This is a genomic window from Aerosakkonema funiforme FACHB-1375 (genome assembly GCF_014696265.1).
GTDB classification, from domain to species: domain Bacteria; phylum Cyanobacteriota; class Cyanobacteriia; order Cyanobacteriales; family Aerosakkonemataceae; genus Aerosakkonema; species Aerosakkonema funiforme_A.
Window position 1 is genome coordinate 40,379 of the sequence record NZ_JACJPW010000047.1, and the last position, 23,122, is coordinate 63,500.

19 protein-coding genes and 1 other RNA gene are annotated in these 23,122 nt (G+C 43.9%); 4 read left to right on the forward strand and 16 right to left on the reverse strand.

Going from position 1 to position 23,122, the window contains the following annotated elements:
• Window positions 1-12: 12 nt before the first annotated feature.
• The 6 genes from H6G03_RS18875 to H6G03_RS18900 form a co-directional block, all read right to left on the reverse strand.
• Window positions 13-5,613: a trifunctional serine/threonine-protein kinase/ATP-binding protein/sensor histidine kinase gene (locus tag H6G03_RS18875; RefSeq protein ID WP_190466605.1), complete on the reverse strand. Its 5,601-nt coding sequence runs from the start codon at window positions 5,611-5,613 to the stop codon at window positions 13-15.
• A gap of 341 nt (window positions 5,614-5,954) precedes the next feature.
• Window positions 5,955-6,386 (reverse strand): archease, encoded by a 432-nt coding sequence (locus H6G03_RS18880; RefSeq protein ID WP_190466608.1) that lies wholly within the window; start codon window positions 6,384-6,386, stop codon window positions 5,955-5,957.
• 3 nt (window positions 6,387-6,389) lie between these two features.
• A complete protein-coding gene (locus tag H6G03_RS18885) occupies window positions 6,390-7,274 on the reverse strand; it encodes a CobW family GTP-binding protein (RefSeq protein ID WP_190466613.1) in 885 nt (294 codons plus the stop codon).
• Between the two features lie 187 nt (window positions 7,275-7,461).
• Window positions 7,462-7,845 carry a hypothetical protein gene (locus H6G03_RS18890; RefSeq protein WP_190466616.1) on the reverse strand — a complete coding sequence of 128 codons (384 nt, stop codon included), beginning with the start codon at window positions 7,843-7,845 and terminating at the stop codon, window positions 7,462-7,464.
• Window positions 7,839-8,222 (reverse strand): hypothetical protein, encoded by a 384-nt coding sequence (locus tag H6G03_RS18895; protein WP_190466619.1) that lies wholly within the window; start codon window positions 8,220-8,222, stop codon window positions 7,839-7,841. Before H6G03_RS18895 ends, H6G03_RS18890 begins: the two co-directional genes overlap by 7 nt.
• A gap of 38 nt (window positions 8,223-8,260) precedes the next feature.
• Window positions 8,261-9,721: an RtcB family protein gene (locus H6G03_RS18900; protein WP_190466621.1), complete on the reverse strand. Its 1,461-nt coding sequence runs from the start codon at window positions 9,719-9,721 to the stop codon at window positions 8,261-8,263.
• 166 nt (window positions 9,722-9,887) lie between these two features.
• Between H6G03_RS18900 and H6G03_RS18905 the strand changes: the two genes are divergently transcribed.
• The gene (locus tag H6G03_RS18905) at window positions 9,888-10,421 is read left to right on the forward strand and encodes a GAF domain-containing protein (protein ID WP_190466625.1); all 534 of its coding nucleotides are present in this window, start codon (window positions 9,888-9,890) and stop codon (window positions 10,419-10,421) included.
• Between the two features lie 73 nt (window positions 10,422-10,494).
• Here the strand turns inward: H6G03_RS18905 and H6G03_RS18910 are convergent, their stop codons facing one another.
• The 6 genes from H6G03_RS18910 to corA form a co-directional block, all read right to left on the reverse strand.
• The gene (locus H6G03_RS18910; protein ID WP_190466628.1) at window positions 10,495-10,758 is read right to left on the reverse strand and encodes a PQ-loop domain-containing transporter; all 264 of its coding nucleotides are present in this window, start codon (window positions 10,756-10,758) and stop codon (window positions 10,495-10,497) included.
• Between the two features lie 66 nt (window positions 10,759-10,824).
• Entirely contained in the window at window positions 10,825-11,259 is a 435-nt protein-coding gene (locus H6G03_RS18915; protein ID WP_190466631.1) for a KTSC domain-containing protein, read from the reverse strand.
• A 257-nt stretch (window positions 11,260-11,516) separates the two neighbouring features.
• Window positions 11,517-12,530 (reverse strand): Gfo/Idh/MocA family protein, encoded by a 1,014-nt coding sequence (locus tag H6G03_RS18920; RefSeq protein ID WP_190466634.1) that lies wholly within the window; start codon window positions 12,528-12,530, stop codon window positions 11,517-11,519.
• Window positions 12,531-12,776: 246 nt separating this feature from the next.
• Entirely contained in the window at window positions 12,777-13,508 is a 732-nt protein-coding gene (rnc, locus tag H6G03_RS18925) for a ribonuclease III (protein WP_190466637.1), read from the reverse strand.
• Window positions 13,509-13,730: 222 nt separating this feature from the next.
• Window positions 13,731-14,134, reverse strand: an RNA gene (gene rnpB, locus H6G03_RS18930) — RNase P RNA component class A.
• A 108-nt stretch (window positions 14,135-14,242) separates the two neighbouring features.
• Window positions 14,243-15,409 (reverse strand): magnesium/cobalt transporter CorA, encoded by a 1,167-nt coding sequence (gene corA / locus H6G03_RS18935; protein WP_190466642.1) that lies wholly within the window; start codon window positions 15,407-15,409, stop codon window positions 14,243-14,245.
• A gap of 97 nt (window positions 15,410-15,506) precedes the next feature.
• Here corA and H6G03_RS38870 point away from each other — a divergent pair, with 97 nt between their 5' ends.
• A complete protein-coding gene (locus tag H6G03_RS38870) occupies window positions 15,507-16,628 on the forward strand; it encodes a class I SAM-dependent methyltransferase (protein WP_190466646.1) in 1,122 nt (373 codons plus the stop codon).
• A gap of 188 nt (window positions 16,629-16,816) precedes the next feature.
• On the opposite strand, the gene groL is transcribed toward H6G03_RS38870, so the two are convergent.
• Window positions 16,817-18,463, reverse strand: coding sequence for a chaperonin GroEL (groL, locus tag H6G03_RS18945; RefSeq protein WP_190466649.1), 1,647 nt, complete (start codon window positions 18,461-18,463; stop codon window positions 16,817-16,819).
• A gap of 405 nt (window positions 18,464-18,868) precedes the next feature.
• Here groL and H6G03_RS18950 point away from each other — a divergent pair, with 405 nt between their 5' ends.
• The gene (locus H6G03_RS18950) at window positions 18,869-19,957 is read left to right on the forward strand and encodes a M4 family metallopeptidase (RefSeq protein WP_456057574.1); all 1,089 of its coding nucleotides are present in this window, start codon (window positions 18,869-18,871) and stop codon (window positions 19,955-19,957) included.
• A 294-nt stretch (window positions 19,958-20,251) separates the two neighbouring features.
• Here the strand turns inward: H6G03_RS18950 and H6G03_RS18955 are convergent, their stop codons facing one another.
• The 3 genes from H6G03_RS18955 to H6G03_RS18965 form a co-directional block, all read right to left on the reverse strand.
• A complete protein-coding gene (locus H6G03_RS18955) occupies window positions 20,252-20,548 on the reverse strand; it encodes a protealysin inhibitor emfourin (RefSeq protein ID WP_190466655.1) in 297 nt (98 codons plus the stop codon).
• A gap of 137 nt (window positions 20,549-20,685) precedes the next feature.
• Complete coding sequence (fabG, locus tag H6G03_RS18960) at window positions 20,686-21,450, reverse strand: 3-oxoacyl-[acyl-carrier-protein] reductase (protein ID WP_190466658.1); 765 nt, start codon at window positions 21,448-21,450, stop codon at window positions 20,686-20,688.
• Between the two features lie 215 nt (window positions 21,451-21,665).
• Window positions 21,666-21,800: a CopG family transcriptional regulator gene (locus tag H6G03_RS18965; protein WP_190466662.1), complete on the reverse strand. Its 135-nt coding sequence runs from the start codon at window positions 21,798-21,800 to the stop codon at window positions 21,666-21,668.
• 69 nt (window positions 21,801-21,869) lie between these two features.
• On the opposite strand from H6G03_RS18965, the gene H6G03_RS18970 reads away from it, so the two are divergent.
• A partial coding sequence (locus tag H6G03_RS18970; protein ID WP_322111937.1) for an RNA-guided endonuclease InsQ/TnpB family protein occupies window positions 21,870-23,122 on the forward strand: 1,253 nt, incomplete at its 3' end.

Below are 23,122 nucleotides of genomic sequence, written 5' to 3' on the forward strand. Positions count from 1 at the left end.
ATTACTCCTTATTTAGTTAATTGGTAATAACACTGTAAATCTAGTTTTCCCCTGCCCCGAATCTACCCAAATTTTACCCTCGTGTTTATCAATAATTTTCCTCACAATATTCAATCCCAAACCGCTGCCTTCGCCGGGTGGTTTTGTAGTAAAAAATGGGTCAAATATTCGTGGCATAATCTCCGGTGGTATACCCGTACCGCTATCGGTTATGCTTATATTTAAACAACTATCTTGTTGAGTCACATTAATGGTTAATATTCCATTATTGTGCATTGCTTGTAAAGCATTGTGAATCAAATTTGTCCAGACTTGATTGAGTTCGTCGGGATAGCACAAAACAGTCGGCAAAGAGGCATCGTAGTTTCTCACTACTTCCACACCATGCTTGAGTTGGTTGTGATAAAGGGTTAACACAGTTTCAATCCCATCTGTGATATTTGTCCGTAACTTTTGTCCGGAATGGTCATAACGAGCGTAGCTTTTTAAGGCAAACACTATTTTGGCGGCACGGTTTGTTGCTGTGGTAATGGTTTGGGTGCTTTTTTGGACGCTGGCAAGTTGATAGGCGGTGTTTAATACTTTTTCGCTTTCCGGGTCTTTCAGCAACGGCAAAAATGGTTCGAGATTTTCGTAAATGCCCAGGTCTACTAAAGTATCGGCAACGGTATCGGCATTGACAACGTTATAAGAATTTAGTTTACTCACTAAAGCGCGTTTGAAGGAGCGTCTTTCTTTGCTAGACAAGGCAGTTGTTTGTTGGGTTAAATTTTGCAGCAAGGCGAAGAAGTCTCGCTGACGTTCTGGAGAAAGTTGTTGAAAAAATTCTGGTAACTTTTGGAGTGATGAATTCATGAATTCGGCAATATTTTCAACGGACGATCGAATTGCCCCCAGCGGCGTATTAACTTCATGGGCAACGCCAGCAACCAGTTGTCCTAAAGCTGCCATTTTTTCGGATTGGATGAGTTCTTCTTGGGTAGCTTTGAGGTTTTCCAGCGCTTGCGAAAGTTCCTGAGTGCGTTCGGCAACTTGAATTTCTAAAGTACGATTGTATTCTGCTAACAACTTTTCCGCTTGCTTGACTTCTCCGTAAAGTTTGGCATTGGCAATCGCGATCGCCGCTTGTCCGGATAACAGTTGCAAAACTTCCAAACTGTTAGGAGTAAAAGCTGCTGTGGTCAGATTATTTTCCAGATACACAATGCCCCAAAGCTTACCTTGATTCATTAACGGCGCACACAAGATAGATTTAGGTTTATTTTTTTTGATGTATGGGTCATCTGGATTTTGGATTTTAGATTTTGGATTTTGCATTTCGCTAACCGCATCGTTGAGGACGATCGTTTCCTTTGTGCGGGCAACATAGTTGACGATCGATACGGGTAGGCGGTTTTCAATAGGTACTGACTGCAGCACCGCGACGTTATCAGAATCCACCACACCGCTGGCTTCTATTAACAGTTGACCCTCTTCTTTCCCTTGTTCTGTGTGGGAATGCAAAACTAGGTAGCCAATTTGTGCCCCAGCATTTTCGATAATAATTTTCATCAACTTGGAAAGTAACTTTTCCAGCAAAATTTCACCGGAAATCGCTTGCGATGCTTTTATTAATGTGCCGAAATCTAGAGTTCCAATTGCTGCGCTTGTAGTTGTCACGCTTATAGTTGTCGTGGGAATGGTAGTCAGGGTATTTGTCGATAATTTAGTAATTAAATGCGGATATTTTGACTCCAAATACTTCACCTTCGCTTGCGCTCCCCAACGCAAATAGCAGTAGTAGGCATCAGTCATATAAACTTGGGCAATTTTTTGTTTGCCTTTGCTTAACCAGAATTTAGCGGCTAATTCATGGGCTAAAGCTTCATTCTGAATATATTTATTTTCGCTGGCTGATTCAATTGCGCGATCGTAGTAGTCGATCGCCTCTAAATCTTGACCGGAAAGGCGAGCGATTTCTGCCTTTATCAACAGATACTTATGCAAATAATTTACCGGACAGTTATCTGCCCATATCTTCATTTTTGCTTCATTATCTGCCAGAATTTTCCTGTATTCTTGCTGCGCTTTTTCAGACGCTACAGAATAATGTGCGGTGAGGCACAATGAAGCATAAAAATAATGTTCGATTATATTATAAAAACCAGCACAGCTTCCCACTGTTTTTTCATTTTCTATCGCGAGTTGAGCGGCTTTGGCAAATTCACCTTGAATCAATAAAAGTTGTAACTTACGAGTGCCGTGCCAATGAATGCCAATATTAAAACCGCTCTCTTGCCATTCCTTTAAAATTACTGCTTCATCAAACAATTCATCTGGCGCGACAACTTCATTATCATCCAGCAAAGTGCGGATGGTGTTTTGCAAACTAAGATAGGAATAAAATATATTCCTATCGTTGATTTTTTGCACGCTAAACAAATATTTTTTGCTATCTTCATAAACTTCTGTTAATTCATCGCCGACTATGAACCTTGCCCATATTCTGTAATATATAGCCCAGACTCCGTAAATTAAATCCCCACATTCCAAACAGGCGATCGTCGATAAAGCGTAAAGCTCCACATTGTTTCTCAGGTGAACTTGATATGGACCGATCGTATGGGCAAAAATGTTGATAACCTTCCCAAGCAAAGTCCGTATGTTGAGCTTATTAATGAGCCGAAAACCTAGTTGTCCAAACTGATAAGCTAGTGGATATTGATACCGCGCAGCTAATATGAATCCATAGAGTATATATCCAAATGCAGAAGCCCCTACAACGCCATATGTCAGGGTAAAATTAACTATTTTAAAACTGCACCAATCCGACCAGTTTCGGTCTCCCATTAAATAAGCTGCTGCCCATAAATCCACTATCAAATTCATGCAAAGCCTCTTTTCATTGTCTTGACATTCTGGATCGTCAAGCAAGCTTTCCATGTTACGTTTCTGAAGCTTAGCGGCAACTTCTTCTGATTCTGCTGAAATAACAGTTAACAATTCTGTTTGAGAATTAGGTACGTCAATCCCCAAACTACGCAATCCATCTAAGCCCAAAGAAACGGCTTGACTAAATTTTCCTTGAGTCATACACAAATTCATGTATATTCTGTAAATTTCTAACTTGCTAAAATTAGATTTTGCTTGCTCTAAGGCAATAGTAAACAATTTTTCCGATCGCTCAAAGTTACCGCTTAAATACTCAACTTCTGCTCGTTCCTTATGCAGGGATAAACTTAATTCATACCGATCTGCCCAGCGATTTTTATCCAAAATATCCATACCTACAGTCAGATATTTTAGCGCTGCTTCATAAGCTGTCGCCGCTTTAGCTTTCTCACCAGCAATCAGATTTAATCGAGCAATTTTATCTCTTTCTGTTTGTGGGCTCACAAGTGCAATTCCCAGGTCGAGATGATCGACGATATTGAAGATTTTCTCCCCTAAATCTTGCGGTTGAGTATTTTGCAAAAGTAGGCGACCTATTTGTAAGTGAACGGCTTGTTTTTGTTCTTCATCAATCAAGGCATAAGCTGCTTGTTGGACGCGATCGTGCAAAAATTGATAATTTTGAATTAACAATTGATAATCCCACTCAGATGCAGCCAGAATTAAGGTGGACTGAACTGCCGGAGTTAAATTTTGGAAAACTTCAGCAGGTGATTTTTCGCAGATGATAGAGAGAGTATTTAGATCGAAAGATGCGCCTACACAAGCAGCTAAGCGCAACACCTGCTGCGTTGCATCTGGCAATTTCTTCAACTTCCCTATCATTAACTCCACGACATTATCAGTTATACCTACTGCCTCAATTTGATTGATATTCCATTGCCAACTTCGATAACGAAAATTAAAATTGAGCAGATTTTCAGCGTGCAACGTTTTGAGAAATTCATTGACAAAGAAAGGATTGCCCTCTGTTTTATGCACCACCAATTTTGCTAATGGTTTGACCGACTCAGTATCGCTGTGTAAAGTATCGGCAATCAATTCACCGATCTGCTGCATATTTAAAGGATTTAAACTTATAAAATTGACTGTTGCTCCTTTTTTCTGCAATTCATCAATAGTTATCATCAGAGGATGGGAAGGATTTACTTCATTATCGCGATACGCTCCGATCGAGAACAAATATTGCAATTCTACTTCCGTCATCATCAGTTCTATTAACTTCAAAGAAGCTGCATCTGCCCATTGCAAATCGTCTAAAAAAATGACTAACGGATGCTCCTTTAAACAAAAAGTTCGGATGAAGTTTTGGAACACAAGGTTAAAGCGATTTTGCGACTCTTGTGGCCCTAATTCTGGTACAGGTGGTTGTTTGCCAACAATCAATTCTACTTCGGGAATTACATCAATAATCACCTGACCGTTGGAGCCAAGTGCTGCTTCTAGTTTTTGTCGCCAAAGTTTTAGCTGTTCATCGCTTTCGGTTAAAATTCGCCGCACTAATCCTTCCAAAGCACTCACAACCGCAGAGTAGGGAACGTTGCGTTGAAACTGATCGAATTTGCCAGAAATAAAATAGCCGCGCTTTTCTGTAATAGGTTTGTGAATTTCTTGCACTAAAACTGACTTCCCGATGCCGGAATAACCTGCCACCAGCATCATTTCAATTTTGTTACTTGTCCGTTGTCCGTTGTCCGTTGTTAGTTGTTCCGTACCGCTGACTCGCTCAAATGCTGCCAGTAAAGTTTCCACTTCTCTCTCGCGTCCGTAGAGTTTTTGGGGAATTTGAAACTTGTCAGAAATATCTTGCGAAGCGAGGGGGAAAGAAAATATAAATCCATTTGTCTGTAGCTGAGACAAACATTCTTCTAAGTCTGCTTTAATTCCCCAGGCAGTCTGATAGCGATCTTCTGCATTCTTCGCCATCAATTTCATTACAATATCTGAAATAACCTGTGGAATTTCTTCATTTTTGAATTGGGAATTTTGACTTTTCACTTCATTTGGCTGTTTGGCAATGTGGCAATGCAGCAACTCTAAAGCATCGGTGGTCTCAAACGGCAGTTTTCCTGTGAGGAGTTCGTAAAAAGTGACACCGAGAGAGTAAAAGTCCGTGCGGTAATCCAGGAAGCGGTTCATTCTCCCTGTTTGTTCCGGAGATATATATGCCAAAGTACCTTCTAAAACATTGGGATTTTTCAGGGTAGGATTTTCGCGGGTAAAAATGCTGGAAATACCAAAGTCGATGATTTTTAGTTGCTGGGTTTCTGGGTTAAAAACTATATTAGATGGATTGATATCTTTGTGAATAATATTGGCTGCGTGAATATGACCTAAACTATCGGTAATAGCAACAGCAATTCGGATAACTTCAGCTAATTTAAATTTTCGCTGCTTCATCAACTTTTTTAGCGATTCCCCGCCAAAATCCTCAAAAATGATGAACATCGTTCTTTGATAGCTTTCTAATCCATAAGCTTTGGTGACACCATCAATATTAAATTTGCAGCTGATTTCATATTCTTGCTTGTATCTGCGAAGCTCATCTGGGGTGGGATAGTCTTGCTTCAGCACCTTGACGATCACAGGTTGGTTATCCTCCGCTCGGATGCCTCGGTAAACTTCGGAGTTGACGCTTTCATAGATGGGAGCTTTGATGGCAATGCCAGGAAGGTCTATCATAGTTTGGTTGTGTGACTTTAGGGATTAAGCTGCATACAATCTGGCACCCAGAGTAGATGAGAAGGATCGTAGCCTCTTTGTCGATATCTAGCGGTGATATTTTACAACCCGGATTGACGATCGACTGCTATTTGACGCACTATTTTTTTGGGTCAACCGCGTCTAACACCGCTTTTCTGCAAGGTAGGCAATACACCCTACTAAAAAAAGTATAGACTAATCGCGTCGCAGGCACAGTTAGCCTATACTCGTGTGAGAATAAACCTGAAGTTATTTGGCTCATGGGATGGCTTAAAAATATTGCCAACCGACAAGCGGGTTGACGGCTCTTTCTTATCAGACTATATATCAAGGATTACCATAGCCGTCCAACCGCGATCGCTTTTTCGCAATTCAAATTGATGTAATGTTACGGCTTTGACATCTACCCGCTGTTCGTGTCGGTTTGGATCGAGCTTTTCTCCCGTGGTAATCGCACTCAAATGATATAAGTTGTCTTTCTCCTCGATCTCAATTTGCTGCGCTCTCAGCAAAAGTAACTCGCTGTCTTTATAATAAATTAGTTCTTGTAAAAAATTGAAAAGCAACAAATCTAAGTCATCATTTTCTAAACTAAAACTTCGCGTTTCTCTTGGCTCTATTGCTGCCAAATTATCGATCATGGTGTTGATAGTTGCATCGCCTGCGGCTTGGAAAAGTTCTGGTAAATCTTTTCCATGAGCGCGAAAAGCAATATCCGCAGTGGCAACATCTTCCAAAAACTCATAATCCATAAGCTATTGCTCGCACAATTTTAATTGACTGATAATTTGCTCTTGGCGATCGCACACTTTTTTGCCGATGAAAACCAGTTCGGTTCCCTCTTGTTCAAACGGCTCCAAATCCCAACGTCCAGCTACAAAATTAAACAGATAATTTCCATCCGAAAATTTTACAAAACCTTTGGATCGATAAACATCTGTTTGTAGGAAGTTGGCAAATTCCTCAAAACGTTCGCTATTTAAAATGGCAGCAGTTTTGTAGCCGAAAGATTCAAATTCCGGTTGATGAACGTGGTGGGGTGGCGGTTGCACTCGTTCTCTACCAATACCAAACAGCAAATCTACATCTACCTGACACCTTTTTGTTCGCAAAATTGAGGCAATTTCGTTGAAGGAGTTGAGCTTTTTCTCTATCCCTTCTAACTCAGTTTCCGATACCAAATCAACTTTATTTAAAAGGATGGTATCTGCCGCTTCAATTTGCATCCTGCCGGTATGACCGACTTGCGGATATTTTACCATTGCGTCGGCATCGATGACGGTAACAACTCCATCCAAACGCACTCTGGTGAGACTTTCTTGAATATCAAAAACCAGCGCATCCGGTTCGGCAACTCCGGTTGTTTCCACTACAATGTTATCGGGATCTACTGTATCGACGATCTCGTTGACAGCAGCTTCAAATTCTCCCAGCAGGGAACAGCAGACACATCCGCCGCCAAGGTCTGCCATTTCCACATTTTTACCTTGAATGATTTTGGTGTCGATCGCAATTTCGCCAAATTCATTCATGAGAATCGCGATTTTTTTGGGAAAACTATCGAGGATGTGGCGAAGCAGAGTTGTTTTTCCGCTTCCGAGTGGCCCAGTAATTACTGTTAGTGGTGTTCGTACTTGCATAAAGTATCCTTTTTATGCTAACTATTGCGGGCGATCGCATATCTTTGTTAATGTTTGACATCGTGTCCGGTTGTATCGGTAGTACATGAGCGATACGGGAAATTGTCTCTTCGTAATCGAGTGTTAAATTTTTACCACAGATGAAAACAGATGAACACAGATGAACACAGATAAGAGAGCGATTTTTTTAGGCAACTGATGCAATCGGACATGATATGACAATAACAAAAGGAGATTCGATATCTATTTGCCAATTCTCATCAATAAATTCCATATTTTTATCATAAATCAAAATCACTTCGCCAATTTTTTTTTCTACCTCCCCGTGACTGGGTTTATCTTCTGAAGCAAGTTTATCAGCTTTGAGGACAAATTTCAGTTGTATCCATTCTTCTCTGTCTGTAACACCAATAGAACTGCTGATTACCTCAGCAGACAAGGAACGAGGCAACGTAATTTCTTCATAAAATTCATCTTTTTCATCCCAGTAACCCGACACTTTATAATTGCATAATTCGAGATGTTCTGTAACGAGCGCATTGGCATCAGTACTATCCACAAAATTTACCATTCTCCCTCAAATACAAATTCTTGTAAGTCAGGATGCTCGATCGTGAAGTCTCTAATTGCTTCAATCATTCCTATGTACCACTCATCGTTGCTTTCCGCTTTCAAAATTGCCAGTTTCTCTTCTAACTTAGGGATGTCACTGCGCGTTAATATTAGTACGTCGCAATCAGCTTCCCTCCAATCGTCAGTATATTCATAAATTCTGTTGGTAATCTTTCCTAAATTATCCTCTTGGGAATCTACATCTTTTACTAGCTTGTATTCACCAATTCCAAGTTCGTCATAAATTCTGTGCATTTCTGAGTTTTGCACGCCAAAACCGTACTTCCAAACGATCTTACCCTCGCCTCCCACGAAGCAATTTATGTATCTGCCCATGTTTCAATTCTCCAATTATTCTAAAATCTGAACATGAGCTATCCCTTAATATTGCCAATGGGAGTCAAGCGCACAACTTTTTTGCTAATTCCAGCTAATTCAGCCGCCTCAATCACATCATCGATATCTTTGTAAGCGCCTCCCGCTTCTTCCGCCAGTCCCGGCATTGAGGTACTGCGAACATAAATTCCCCGGCTTTCCATATCCTTCAAAAGTTTATCTCCACGCCAAGTTTTTCGCGCCTTGGTACGACTCATTGTACGTCCGCTACCGTGTGCGGTGCTGAAAAAAGTTTGGTCGCCGCTGGGTACTCCAACTAATAGATAAGATCCCGTTTCCATACTGCCGCCAATAATAACTGGCTGACCGATATCTTTATACCTTTCGGGAACATCTCCCATACCTGGGCCAAAAGCGCGAGTTGCGCCTTTGCGGTGTACGAGAAGCGATCGCTCTTTACCATCAATAATATGACGCTCTAGCTTAGCGGTATTGTGCGCGACATCGTAAACCATGTGCATACCGAGCTTTTCTGGCGATTTTTTAAATATGTCCGAAAACACTTCCCGAATGCGGTGCAGGATCACTTGGCGATTGGCAAAAGACATATTAATACCGCACTTCATGGCCGCAAAATAAGCTTGTCCTTCCGGAGAGTTGAAAGGCGCACAAGCTAATTCGCGATCGAGTATTTTTATGCCATACTTACTCTCCATTACTTTCAGAAAAATTTGCAAGTAATCTGTCGCCACTTGATGACCGAATCCCCGACTGCCGCAATGGAACATTACCACTACTTGATTCGGCATGAAAATTCCCAATCTTGCCGCTAACTCCGGATCGAAAATATTTTCCTCTTTCGCAACTTGAATTTCCAAATAGTGATTGCCAGAACCCAAAGTGCCGATTTGATTGAAACCGCGATCGATCGCCTTATCGCTAATTTTTGCAGAGTCCGCACCCTGAAGACAACCGTTCTCTTCCATCAATTCTAAATCTTCTTCCCAACCATAACCGTTGCGAACGCACCATTGCGCCCCTTCCTCAACTACTTCCCGAAAATCATTCCGCGAAAGCTTCACAAAACCCCTGCTTCCCACTCCCGCAGGCACTCTTTCGTAAAGCCTATCTACGATATTTTTAATATGCGGTTTAACTTCATCGTAGGTTAAATTGGTGACTAATAAGCGCATTCCGCAATTGATATCAAAACCGATCCCGCCAGGGGAAATAACGCCTCCCTGTTCTACATCCATTGCTGCTACGCCACCGATGGGAAATCCATAGCCAAAGTGTCCGTCTGGCATACACAAGGCGTACTTAGTTATTCCCGGCAGAGTCGCTACGTTGGTAACTTGGTCGTAAACCGCTTCGTCTAATTCTGCAATTATCTTCTCTGTACCGTAAATCCGGGCGGGTACGCGCATTCCTTCCTTGTAGGATACGGGAATTTCCCATACCGTATCGGAAATTCGTTCCAAAAATTCCTTTATAGCCATCTGTGTTTTAAATTGTTCTATTCTTATTTATTATGACTTGTCTGCTGTCTATGTTCAAGAACCCGCTCTTTGACCACCTCTTTCTTTAGAACTATCTTAAGGTAGATCTACTTCTGCCAAAAGAGTTACGTCCTTGTAAAGCAAAATTGTGATTATCAATACATTTATGAATGAACAAACTTTACCCCCTGTTCTGGATACAATTTTGAGCGATCGCACTACGCCGGATGCTGTTTTTTCTGATTTACTGCCAGCTTTGGGCGAGGTGTTAAAATGCGATCGCATTTTCCTTTACTTGTACAATCCCTACAAGGAAATTGGTAAAGTAGCTTACTGTTGGCGTCGCCTAACTGAGTATCCCGATGTCACTGAATACGACTGGAAAAAAGAACCCGCATCTTTACCCGATGAAGACCCTTTGTATGCCGCAGCATTGCGAACAGAACCATCTATTTTTGTGGAAGATATAGAAACAGCTAAACCCGAAGTAGTCAACAAAGATTTTGAACGCAAAAACTTCGGTCATCGCGCATTAGTCCACGCTCATTTATGTCAGGATGGTTTATTGTGGGGAATTTTGCAACCCTGTGTTTTCGGTCAACCTAGAGTCTGGAGTGAGTTGGATCGCTTTGTTATTTCCACAGTTACAGATAAAATCGTACCCCTAGCAGTTGACTATATCAAATCTACCCAGGTTTAATATCGTTTCCGCTTATGTCTGAATCATTAGGGCCCCTCTGTGGCCGAGAGGCCGAAGCGAAAAATGAACAATTTTACTTATGACGATAAACTATCGCCAAACAGGTTACAGATCCACAACTTAGCAAACTTATCATACTTCCATACATTAAAATCCAGTCGTTTTGGTAATACCCATATAAAACCCCGTTTAACTGGATAAAGTTAAACCCAAGAAAAGTTATTAAAGATACGTCTTTCGCACTTTTATTTTTAAAAATTATCAAGGCTTGTGGAATAAATAAACTGGCATTGAACACAAATCCTAATCCGAAAAAGAAGGTAACTATTTCTTTCATGGCGTTTGTCGATCGCTCAATAAATAGAGGACTGTCAGCGTCGCCAACAATCCCCCATTATACTCGCTAATTCTCTCCCCTATTCTTATCTACGCGCAGGGAAGCATATTGGCCTTTAATCTCTTGGTTGAAAAACTTACCTTTTGAGTTAGAATCTCGGAAAATTTTCCAAATTTCCCTCTCCACACCAAAGTATTGGTAGATTGTCCCGCTTATAAATTGTATTTGCAAGATTTGGCGGGATTCATCGTAGCCAATCGCGGATGCCATAGTCGATCGCACCGGTAGCATCGCGATCGGTTTCTCTCCTTTAACAGTGGAAAAGTAAGCGACTTCACTATTAGCGATATAGGCAATTTTTTGGAGTCCTTTATAAACCGTACTCGGTGCTGGAATCTCGACATATTCCTGTTCTCCTTCCCGGTCTAACAACAGTCCCAAATATCCTTCTGCATGACCGATCGCCACTATATTTTTCAGGTCAATACTGACTAACCGCATCGGATTATCCTGAATTTCTATAAAAACTTGTTTTGGGGAAACTTGCCTATTAAAATTATAGCATTTTCCTGTATAATCCTACCCTCTCGTATCCGCTAACATCCGATGCCTAAAACATTTGCGATCTTATCTGCGTTAATCTGCCTAATCTGCGGTTAAATTTTAACCAACAATGCCAACAGACAATCCAAGACATCATTCTTTCTCACCGATGCTAGCGGACAGGATATAATTTATGAATTACCCCGAAAGCTACACTACAAAAGCTGAGTCACACTAATCGGCACACCACCTTTTTCCAAAGATTCCGTCATAGCACGCAGAATTTGCACTAAATTAGCGCCCACCAAACCCGAAGAAACCGTTGAAGGCGCGTTCTGACTAACGCAGCTAAGAAAGTGTTCGCAAACTCGCTTTAAAGGTTCTCCCGATTCCAGATTCACAACTTCGCGGCTTTGATTTATAGGCTCGAATTTATTGCCCTTTTGCTCAAAAGTTCCGTGCTGTACAGTCAGGGGTGATTCTGTCAATAATTCATCAAAAATTAAGGTTCCTTGACTGCCTACAACTGCCAGACGCCGTTGCTTATCGGGATTCGACCAACACAGATGAATATATGCTTGAAATCCGCTGGGATAAGTCAGCGTCACCCATACCAAATCGGCTAATCCATTTTGCAGCCAAACGTTGCCAGTAGCTTGGACTTGAGAGGGAGTTTCCCCCAGCCAGCTATTGAAAATGGCGATATCGTGAATAGCTAAATCCCACATTGCATCGATATCCTGACGCACTGGGCCAAGGTGGGTTCTAGCAGCGTAGCCATATCGCAATTCTCCCAATGTTCCCTTTTGCATCACCGCTTGTCCGCCAATGACTGCGGGATGAAATAAATACGTGTGGTCTACCACAAGTTGACGTTGCTGTTGTTCTGCAAGGCGACAAAGTTCGTAGCACTCATCCGGGTAGAGAGTTAAAGGTTTTTCTGCCAGAACGTGATAGCCTTGCTGGAGGGCGTCAGCGATTAAGTTATAGTGGGTAGAAGCTGGGGTGACGATCGCCACAGCCTCCAGTTCCGGCAATTCTCGCACCTGTTCCCAATTAGTTGCCAGAACTACACTCTCATCTAATTGATAGCGCGATCGCAAAGCTGCCAACCGATCCAAATTCGGGTCTACCACCGCCACCAAAAGCGCTTGGGGATTTTCTAAGAAGTTTCGTACCAAGTGGACACCCCAACGCCCAGCCCCCAATACAGCAACTTTAATAGTCATTTGTCCCCCGATTTTGGATTTTGGATTTTGGATTTTGGATTAGCTTTGCCTTGAAAGGACAAAGCTTGAAATTTGGAAACATTTTTTGATGATTCCCATTTCAATGGGAGGCTTGAAACGCCTTTTTTTCGGTCATTAGTTATTCGTCAATTGTCTCCCCAGTGTATTCTTTCTTTTGACTTTTGACTTTTGACTTTTAACTTTTAACTTTTGACTTTTGACTTTTGACTTTTAAATTTTGACTTTCTACTGGCTACTGACTATTGACATTTTAATTTTTATTTGCTCAAAAGCTTGTTTCGCAGCAGCTTGTTCGGCTGCTTTTTTCGATCCTCCCTTACCTATTCCCCAAATCTCTCCCAGCACTTTGACAACTGCGGTGAACATCTGGGTATTACCCCGAACTTGCTTCATTTCCTTGATTTCATACTCTGGCAAAACCTTGTATGCGGCCTGGGTAAATTCCTGAAAAGCTGCTTTATAATTACGACGAGCCGGATCGGAGAGAATTTCTGCCGTTATCTCTTTAAAGTGCCGATCTAACCAAGGACGCACGAATTGCAGGCTGTGGGTGCTGAGGTAAAGAGCGCCCAAAACGGCTTCTAAGGCGTCCGCTAACCTAGTTTCCCGTCCCGCCGTATCTCCCGCTGCGCTCTTATCCATGAGCAAATAGTCTTCAAATCCATAACTATCGGCTATTTGCGCCAAGATGCGATCGCTCACCAATTCTGCCCGCAGAGCCGAAAAATCACCGACGCTGCTCTGAGGATAAGTTTCCCATAAAAACTCCGCCGCCGCGACGCGCACAACCGAATCTCCCACAAATTCCAGCCGATCGTAGTTATCCTCTGCCGAAAAAGTAGGATGAGTTAGCGCCAAGTCAAGTAACTGCCACTTAACTGGCGTTTTTTCAGGAAGTCCGAGCTTTTGAATCAAGGTTTGGAGTTGCTTTTGACGGCGTGGGTAGCTGAGATTCATGATGTAAAGGCAGACTTCTAGGAGTCCCTATCATTTTAGCTACATCGGTGAACAGCTCCTCTACCTCCACTAAGAGTTATTTTTGCACCGACAAAAATATAGCTAGGGACTAGGGGCTAGGGGCTAGGGGCTAGGGTAAGAACGGTCTAGAATCGACGGTTTGGTGGAATTAAGAATGACTTAAGCGCCTTGGCGACTGCTATAACTAAAAAAAATCACAGAGAAGAGAGTCGGACATAAGCCGGGTTCTGTTTTCTGACTGACGTGCAGCACAGAAGGCAGTTATCTATCTGGGACGCCTGTTACCAGACGCCTCTAGCGGTACCTAAGCAACGGAACCGGTAAAAGACCAACCGTAGTTCCTCCGACCTTGCTCCCAACCGGGGTTTACCGAGCCAGCGCCTCTCGACGCTGCTGGTGCGCTCTTACCGCACCTTTGCACCCTTACCAACCAATTTTGGATTTTAGATTTGAATCTAAAATCCAAAATTGGTTGGCGGTATCTTTCTGTGGCACTATCCTCGCGATCGCTCGCACTGGGCGTTACCCAGCAAGTCTGGTCTTTCGGGAGCCCGGACTTTCCTCAGACTGGCTTTCGCCAATCCGCAACCGCCTGCGCCTACTCTCTTCTTTTTTATTTTAGATTTTAGATTTTGGATTTTGGATTGAATGAGGGAATTGGGCAAGAGGGCATAGTTATTCTCCCGCTCCCCTCTCCCTCTCCCTGTTTCCCCTCAATCTTCTTTAATTGTGGAAATATTATCAAACCAACCCCGACGCCAGAAAAAGTAAACCAGACTGCCAGCAGTTGCAATCATCACAGCCCAGCACAGGGGATAGCCCCAGTACCAATTCAGTTCTGGCATATTCCAAGGCGATTTTTCTGTGTTGAAGTTCATTCCATATACACCAGCAATAAAAGTTAGGGGAATAAAAATTGACGAAATCACCGTCAGCAGCTTCATAACTTCATTCATTTTGTTACTGACACTGGATAAATAGACATCCATCAAACCAGAAGCCAGTTCCCGGTAAGTCTCCACAATATCCATCACCTGAACCGCGTGATCGTAACAATCGCGCAAGTAAATTCGCACATCGGGACTGATCAAATTGCTGCCATCTCGGATCAGAGAATTAATCGCATCTCGTTGCGGCCAAATGGCGCGGCGGAGGGCCAGTAATTCCCGTTTGATTTGATAGATTTTTTCAAGAGTGCGTCGCGTCGGGTTAAGCACAACTTCATCTTCTAGTTCTTCGATGCGCTCGCCGTAGGTTTCCAGCACCGGAAAAAATCCATCGATAATTGCATCTAAGAGCGTACAAGCTAAATAATCGGCTCCGCGCTGACGGATAGTGCCCTTGTTAGCGCGAATGCGATCGCGTACCGGTTGGAAGCAATCCCGCTCTGGTTCCTCCTGCACCGTCAGCAAATAATACTTCCCCAAAACAAAACTAACCTGCTCGCTGTAAAAACCAAATCCACTTTCCTTGGGCATCACCATACGAGCAATAATCACTAACTGGGAATCCACATCCTCCACTTTAGGCCGCTGGGGTACATTCACCACATCTTCCAGCACCAACGGATGCAAATTAAACACTTGACCCATTCTCCGCCAAATATCTTCATTTCCCAAGCCCAGCACATCAACCCAAGAAACCGACTCGGTATCCAAATAGGGAAGGCAAGCTTCCGGTGTCTGGACTTCAACGCGGGTCGCTTTGGCTTCGTTATAGTCAATCAAGACAATTATCGGTGGAGGGGCGTCTGCCTCAAGGTCGAGAGTTCCCGGTAGACTCCCAGGTTCGTCGTAGTTGAAATCAACATAAGATTCATCTTCATCTTCCACAACGGCTTGTGCAGCTAATCCTGAAGGTGAGAAATGTTTTTCTGCCATGCTATTTTTAGACGATACTTAAGCGCGATTCTATTAAATCCTGGGCGACAAAAGTGACATCTTTTACGCTCCAGCCCCGATTCCTTACCATAATATTGTGCAATACACGCAAATGATGACGATCGCACCAACTAAACTGATTCGCACCTGGGGTAGCTTGGATAAAGTCTTTATCCAAAACCAAGTCTTACAAATATCCGGCTGGACAGCTTCAATTAACGCAGGCTCTCTGGAAAGCTTTAAGGTTACCTGTGCAGGTAAAGAGTTGACCGAATTCGAGATGGCTTTGGAGATCAAGAGCCCTGATGTCGTAGAGGTTTATCCAAATCTAGAATACGCTCAAAAGGCTCGCTTCCGCATTCGCGTGCCTTTAGGAAAAGAAGACCCACAAGAGATTCGGGATTGCTTGATCGCTGTAACTCCCTTGTTTAAAGAAGGATGGGGAGGAAGTCTACTCCGCCTTGTCGAACCTTCTCTACCAATTCCCAGTTTAGAGCAGGGCGAATTGCTTGCCTGGATCGGCGCAGGCGCAGACGAATACTTTACCATTACATCTATTGAGTTTCTCGGCTACTTTTTACATAAAGCCAATCTCCTACCGACAGACTCCGTACTCGATATTGGCTGCGGTATGGGTCGCATGGCCTACAGCCTAGCTTACTACTTGGCTCCCACAGCTCGATACGAAGGCTTCGATATTATGGAGGAATTGATTGAATGGGCTAAAACAAATATCAGTTCTCGGTTTCCCAACTTCAATTTCCAACAGGTAGACATTTACAATCAACTTTATAATCCGAAAGGAACTTTGCCAGCGATCGAATTTGTTTTCCCCTACGATGACGAAAGTTTCGACTTTGCTTTTTTGGGGTCGGTGTTTACTCATATACCCGCTTGCGAAGTTCGCCATTACCTAGAAGAAATCTATCGAGTTCTCAAGCGTGGCGGTCGTTGTTTTTGTACTGTCTTTATCTACAACCAAGAGTCGGCAAAGTTGATTGCCCAAGGGAAAAGTTCTGCCGAACTTGTTTACCAAATTGATGATTACTTTGCTACCAGCGTGGATATGCCGGAGTATTTCACTGGCTTCCAGGAAGATTTGCTGATGGAGTGGATTCGCGATCGCGGTTTCACCGTCCAGGGTAAATATTACGGCTCTTGGTGCGGTCGCAGCGAACATACCAGCTACCAGGATATCCTCATTATCCAAAAAGATTGAACTTCTTGCTACGCAGAGTGGGGGAGTGGGAGAAACAACAATATTCAGGTGGAAAAACTAGAGGTAATCTTCGCAGCTGAAAAACCCGGTTTCTTCAAGAAACCGGGTTTTTCTGTGTCGAAAAGCGCTGTCTTAACGATCGCTCATCATGGATCGCCAAAATAGTGCTAATTGCTGATGAGAGATCCCTACATCATGCCGCCCATGCCGCCCATGCCGCCCATGCCACCCATATCGGGCGCACCGCCAGCAGGTTTCTTCTCTGGTTTTTCGACAACCAAAGCTTCAGTTGTTAATACCATACTGGCGATCGAACCGGCGTTTTGCAAAGCCGATCGCACAACTTTAGCTGGGTCGATAATTCCAGCGGCAATCATATCTTCAAATTTTTCTGCCAGTGCGTTGTAGCCGATATTGAATTCGGTGTCTCGCACTTTTTCCACAATTACAGAACCTTCTACGCCTGCATTATCGGCAATTTGACGCAAAGGTGCTTCCAGCGATCGTCCAATAATATCGGCACCGATCTTTTCTTCTTCGTTCAAGCTATTTTTAATTTCGTTAATTTTCTTGGACAGATGAATCAAAGTAGTGCCGCCACCTGGTACAATCCCTTCTTCTACAGCAGCTTTGGTAGCGTTGAGGGCGTCTTCAATTCGCAGCTTGCGGTTTTTGAGTTCGGTTTCTGTAGCTGCCCCTACTTTAATTACAGCTACGCCACCAGCAAGTTTGGCAATCCGTTCTTGGAATTTTTCTCTGTCGTATTCCGAGTCGGTTTCTTGCAGTTGTTTGCGAATTTGGCCGATTCGCTTTTCCACGTCTGCTTTGGTGTCTCCAGCGGCAACGATCGTCGTACTTTCTTTATCGATCGTCACTTTGCGTGCCACACCCAACATCTCCAGACTGATGGCATCTAAGCTGAGTCCGACTTCTTCAGAAATCATCTGACCGCCAGTCAGAACGGCAATGTCTTGCAGCATGGCTTTGCGGCGTTCGCCAAAACTAGGTGCTTTAATGGCAGCAGCACTTAATACACCCCTAGCTTTGTTCACTACCAAAGTTGCCAAAGCTTCCCCTTCTACATCTTCGGCAACGATCAGTAATGGTTTACCCAAACGGGCAACTCGTTCCAAAACGGGAATTAAATCCTGGATGGCGCTGATTTTTTTGTCGGTAATCAAGATGCGAACATCTTCGTATTCCACCGTCATCCGTTCGTTGTTGGTGACGAAGTAGGGGGAAATGTAACCGCGATCGAGCTGCATTCCTTCGACTACTTCCAGTTCTGTTGTCAGCGACTTCGATTCTTCAACGGTAATTACGCCGTCTTTGGTGACTTTCTCCATCGCTTCGGAAATCATTTGCCCGACTTCCTCGTCGTTACCGGCGGAAACAGTTGCTACTTGGTTGATGGCAGCACCTTCTACTGGCTTGGCAATTGCTTGGATTTCCTTCACCAAGGCGGCGATCGTTTTTTCGATGCCATGCCGCAAGGAAACTGGATTGGCACCAGCCGCGACGTTCTTCAAGCCTTCGCGAATCATCGCTTGGGCTAGAACGGTGGCTGTGGTGGTACCATCGCCGGCAACGTCCTTGGTTTTAGACGCGACTTCCCGAATTAGCTGGGCACCCGTGTTTTCTAAGGGGTCTTCCAGTTCAATTTCTTTGGCAATGGTAATCCCGTCGTTGACAATCTCCGGTGCGCCAAATTTCTTTTCCAGTACGACGTTGCGACCTTTTGGCCCCAACGTAATCTTAACGGCATCGGCCAGGGCGTTGACGCCCCTTTCTAATGCCCGCCGAGACTCTTCATCGAATGCAACTATTTTTGCCATCTTTCGTTTTCTCTCGCTTCCATTAGCCAATTTAGCACTCTGCGGATTTGAGTGCTAATCAAAATTTGGACATCGGGAGAGTGGGGGAGTGCGGGAGTGGGAGTGCGGGGGAGCGGGAGAGCGGGAGAGCGGGGGAGCGGGGGAGTGGGAGAGAAGGGAAGCAGAAGAATTAATATTTCCCCTTTTCCCTTTTCCCTTTTCCCTTTTCCCTTTTCCCTTTTCCCTTTTCCCTTTTCCCTCTTCCCCTAACCCCTAACCCCTAGCCCCTAATCCCTAACCCCTAATACATATTTGTAATTTTTTGTCAATAGTTTCCCGGATTCTAAATTCACTCAAACGGATTAACGGAAGTGGCGGGGATCGATCGGCATCTTGCCGCCACCTCATTTCCCAAGGAGTTCAGATATGACAGCAAGGTATAAAAAATCTACTGGAAGAAAAACTTGTTCCCATCGGCTTGACTCTATTTGCCCTATCTGTTGTATTGTTCCGCCGCATATGTTGAAGGAGATTTCCCAGAACGGCAACGAAAGTCAGCGTGCTTGGGCTTTTCAAACGTTGATGGTGTCGGAACAGTTTCGCGGACAGCGTAAGATATTGAGCCGTCTGTCGTCGATCGCAATGGCATCAGCTGGGGAGAAGCGCCGCACGATCTATGATGCCAAAAATGGCTCCGAACTTCCCGGTATGCTAATTCGCGGAGAGGGCGATCCTGCAACTGGAGATTTGGCAGCAGACGAAGCCTACGATGGTTCGGGTGCTACTTACGATTTCTACTATGAGATATTCGGGCGCAATTCGATCGACGATCGCGGTATGCGTTTGGACTCTACCGTTCATTTCGGTGTCAACTATGATAACGCTTTTTGGAACGGTAGCCAGATGGTATATGGCGATGGGGATGGCGAAATTTTTGAACGCTTCACCAAGGCAATTGATGTGATTGCCCACGAGTTAACTCATGGTGTGACGGAACATGAAGCCGGCTTGATTTATTGGGGTGAATCTGGCGCATTGAACGAATCTTTTTCTGATGTTTTCGGTTCTCTAGTGAAACAGCGCGTTCTCAATCAAACTGTGGATGAGGCTGACTGGATTATCGGGGCTGGTTTGTTTACACCCAACGTTAACGGAGTGGGGATTCGATCGATGAAGGCACCCGGCACCGCATACGATGACCCGGTGTTGGGTAAAGACCCTCAACCCGCCCATATGAAAGACATCTACAAGGGTTTTGAAGATAACGGCGGCGTGCATATCAACTCCGGTATTCCCAACCATGCCTTTTACCTCGCGGCAATGGAAATTGGCGGCTACGGTTGGGAAAAAGCTGGCAAAATATGGTACGTCGCCTTAAAAGATCGACTCCGCCAGCGATCGAATTTTAAAAGATCTGCGAATAATACGATCGCTATTGCTGGAGAACTTTACGGCGTTGAGAGTATGGAACAAAAGGCAGTCCGTCACGCTTGGCAACAAGTGGGAGCGATCTAAAGTCAAAAGTCAAAAGTTAAAAGTCAAAAAGAAGAGAAAGAGAGAATAGGGAAAATATGAGTTCTTCCACTCCCGACTCCCCCGCTCTCCTTCTCACCTTCTTAGCAATTTTAGATTTTGGATTTTGGATTAAAAGAATTTTTGGATTCATGCCCCGCCCCTTGTGGGCCGAACAAATCTAAAATCACAAATCTAAAATTTCCAAGCTGCGTCAAGAAAGTGAGCGCAGTCAATCCAAAATCGCAAATCTAAAATCCAAAATCGATTGACTTTTGCCTTTTGCCTTTTGCCTTTTTACTTTTGAATTCTATTTTTTAGCCATTCGAGTAGCGGCTTTAAATTAGCAGGCGCGGCTTGTTCGCCAACTACAACTGTATGTTGCCGATCGTCATCTTCCAAAGTCAGCTTATATTGAAAGCGATCGGGCTGACTGCTATTAGAAGTTATATTTGGGGCTAAATTTAGGAAATCGGCGGCGTCAAGTAGTTGGCGTAGCCGATTTGCTTCTTCTGCCGATAAAGTAGCGGTATCAAATACTTTTGTCAGGCGGATTCCGGCAAAACCGCCAGTACGTTCAAAAGTGATTCGCATAATGTTGTGATTTGTGATTAGTTAGCCGTCATTTGTCATCAGTCAAGCATAATCACCCCGATAATATCCACATCTACATAATTCTTGACTCAGTTCCGAACAAATGACAAATGACCGATGACAAATGACGCAATTACTTATGCCATAACCATACCACCATCTACATTAAATACTTGTCCGGTGATGTAGGAAGCCGCTGCATCAGCAGCGAGAAAGCGAATCATCCCTGCAACTTCTTCTGGTTGACCGTAGCGTCCGAGCGGGATATATTTCAAAATCTCGTCTGATTTGAGATTGCTGGTCATATCTGTGGCAATAAATCCAGGTGCAACCGCATTTACCGTAATACCGCGACTGGCAAGTTCTTTGGCAATGGTTTTGGTAAATCCAATCACGCCAGCTTTGGCGGCGCTGTAGTTAGCTTGACCGGGATTTCCCATTTGACCGGCCACGGAAGTAATATTAACAATGCGACCGGAGCGTTGTTTCAGCATTACTTTACTGACGGCGCGAGTACAGAGAAACACGCCGGTAAGGTTGAGGTCAATTACTGCTTGCCAATCTTCTGGTTTCATCCTTAATAAAAGGGTGTCGCGAGTAATACCAGCGTTATTGACAAGTACATCGACGCGACCCCACTTGTCCATTGTGGCGTTGAGAAGGGCGTCAACTTGGTCGGCTTTGGAAACGTCGGCTTGGAGTGCGATTGCATTACCTCCAACCTTAGTGATTTCTGCTACAACTTCTTCGGCTGCACCACTGGAACTGGCATAGTTGACAACCACGTTGGCTCCCTCAGTTGCTAAGGCTAAGGCTGTAGCGCGACCGATTCCCCGCGATGCACCTGTAACAATTGCAACCTGTCCGCGCAACCGCCGATCGTTCTCTGGCAATACTTCCATGTATGTCGTTGATTTGAATAACTGCGCTAACTATATTAAGTTGATTCGTACCTGAGACTCACAAAATTCTTTCGATCGATAATCTACGATTGAGTTAGCTTAATTCGCGAGAAGCCCCAGACTGATTTCTTCGAGATATATCGAGGCGAAGCCGAGTCCCCCAGGAAATCAGTCTGGGATGAATTGCGGCTCAACGGAGGTAGGGAGTTGACCAATTACACTGGAGCGGGAAAACGAGCAATCAGGCTTCTGACTAATTCTGATTTGGTCATGCCACGGCTAATTGCCTGTTGCTCTAATTGTCTCATCTTGTATCCAGTAATTCTAATTTCTAGCTTTTTGTCTTCCATTTTTGTCCAGACAATAGTTCATCCATACAATATATTGTTCTGTAGGTCGATAAACAGGAAAGTAAGCAAGTGAGAACAGCGTATCAGTACCGATTGCGCCCGACAAAACAGCAAGTTATTGAGCTGGATAGATGGCTAGCCATGCTGTGCGCTCAATATAACTACTTGTTGGCTGATAGGTTTGATTGGTACGAACGTAACCGTTCTCGCATCAATGCTTGTCCTCTGGTTTGCCACCTACCAGAACTTAGAGATAACCCCGACTATTACAGCCAGAAAAAGACTTTACCTCATCTCAAGAAAACTCATCCCTGGTATGGAGAAATCTACTCTCAAGTGCTTCAGGATGTAGTCAAGCGGGTCAAGGTTACGTTCGATAGGTTTCTCAAGGGAGACAATAAAGGTAAGTGTAGCGGGAAACCTAGATTTAAAACTCTTAATCGCTATCGCACCTTTACTTATCCTCAGATGAAGGAAGGATGTTTGCAGGGCAAACTTATTAACTTACCAATGTTTGGCAAAGTTAAGGTTGTTTGGCATCGTCCTCTGCCGGATGGGTTCAAAATCAAAACCGCATCTATTACCAAGAAGGCTGACGGCTTCTACCTAACGCTCTCACTAGAAGATAAAGCAGTTCCTGACATCAAACCAGATTTCAACCCAGATAAAATTACTGGGATTGACGTAGGGCTAAAGGAATTCTTAACAACTTCCGAAGGAGAAACAGTTGCCATTCCGCAACATTATCGCAAGTCTCAAAAGCGCTTACGGGTTATCCAGAAGCGGATATCACGGCGCAAGAAGGGAAGTAACCGTAGGGAAAGAGCCGTTAAGCAGTTAGGGAGACAACATAAGAAGGTTGCAGATAAGAGAAAAGATTTTCATTTCAAAACAGCTAATTGGCTGTTGTCAAAATATGACATAGTAGCGCACGAAGATTTAAATGTCAAAGGACTTGCTAACACAAGATTGGCTAAGTCTGTGTTGGATGCTGGGTGGTCAAGCTTCCTGTCGATACTCACAAATAAAGCTGAGAATGCTGGTTTGCTAGTTATCCCAGTAAGCGCCCATAACTCCTCACAAGATTGTTCCAATTGCGGCGAGAAAGTACCAAAAGAACTGCATATTCGGTGGCATGACTGCCCACTTTGTGGGTGTAGCCTAGACCGTGACCATAATGCAGCCATTAATATAAAAAATAGAGCGGTAGGGCAGTCCGTTCTTAAAGGTGCGATTCGTTCAGCCGAAATCCTTTACGGAGGGATGGCTGGCTTCAGTAGAGTAACCCAAAAGGTTGAGTATGCACTTTCATCCTCTGCTGA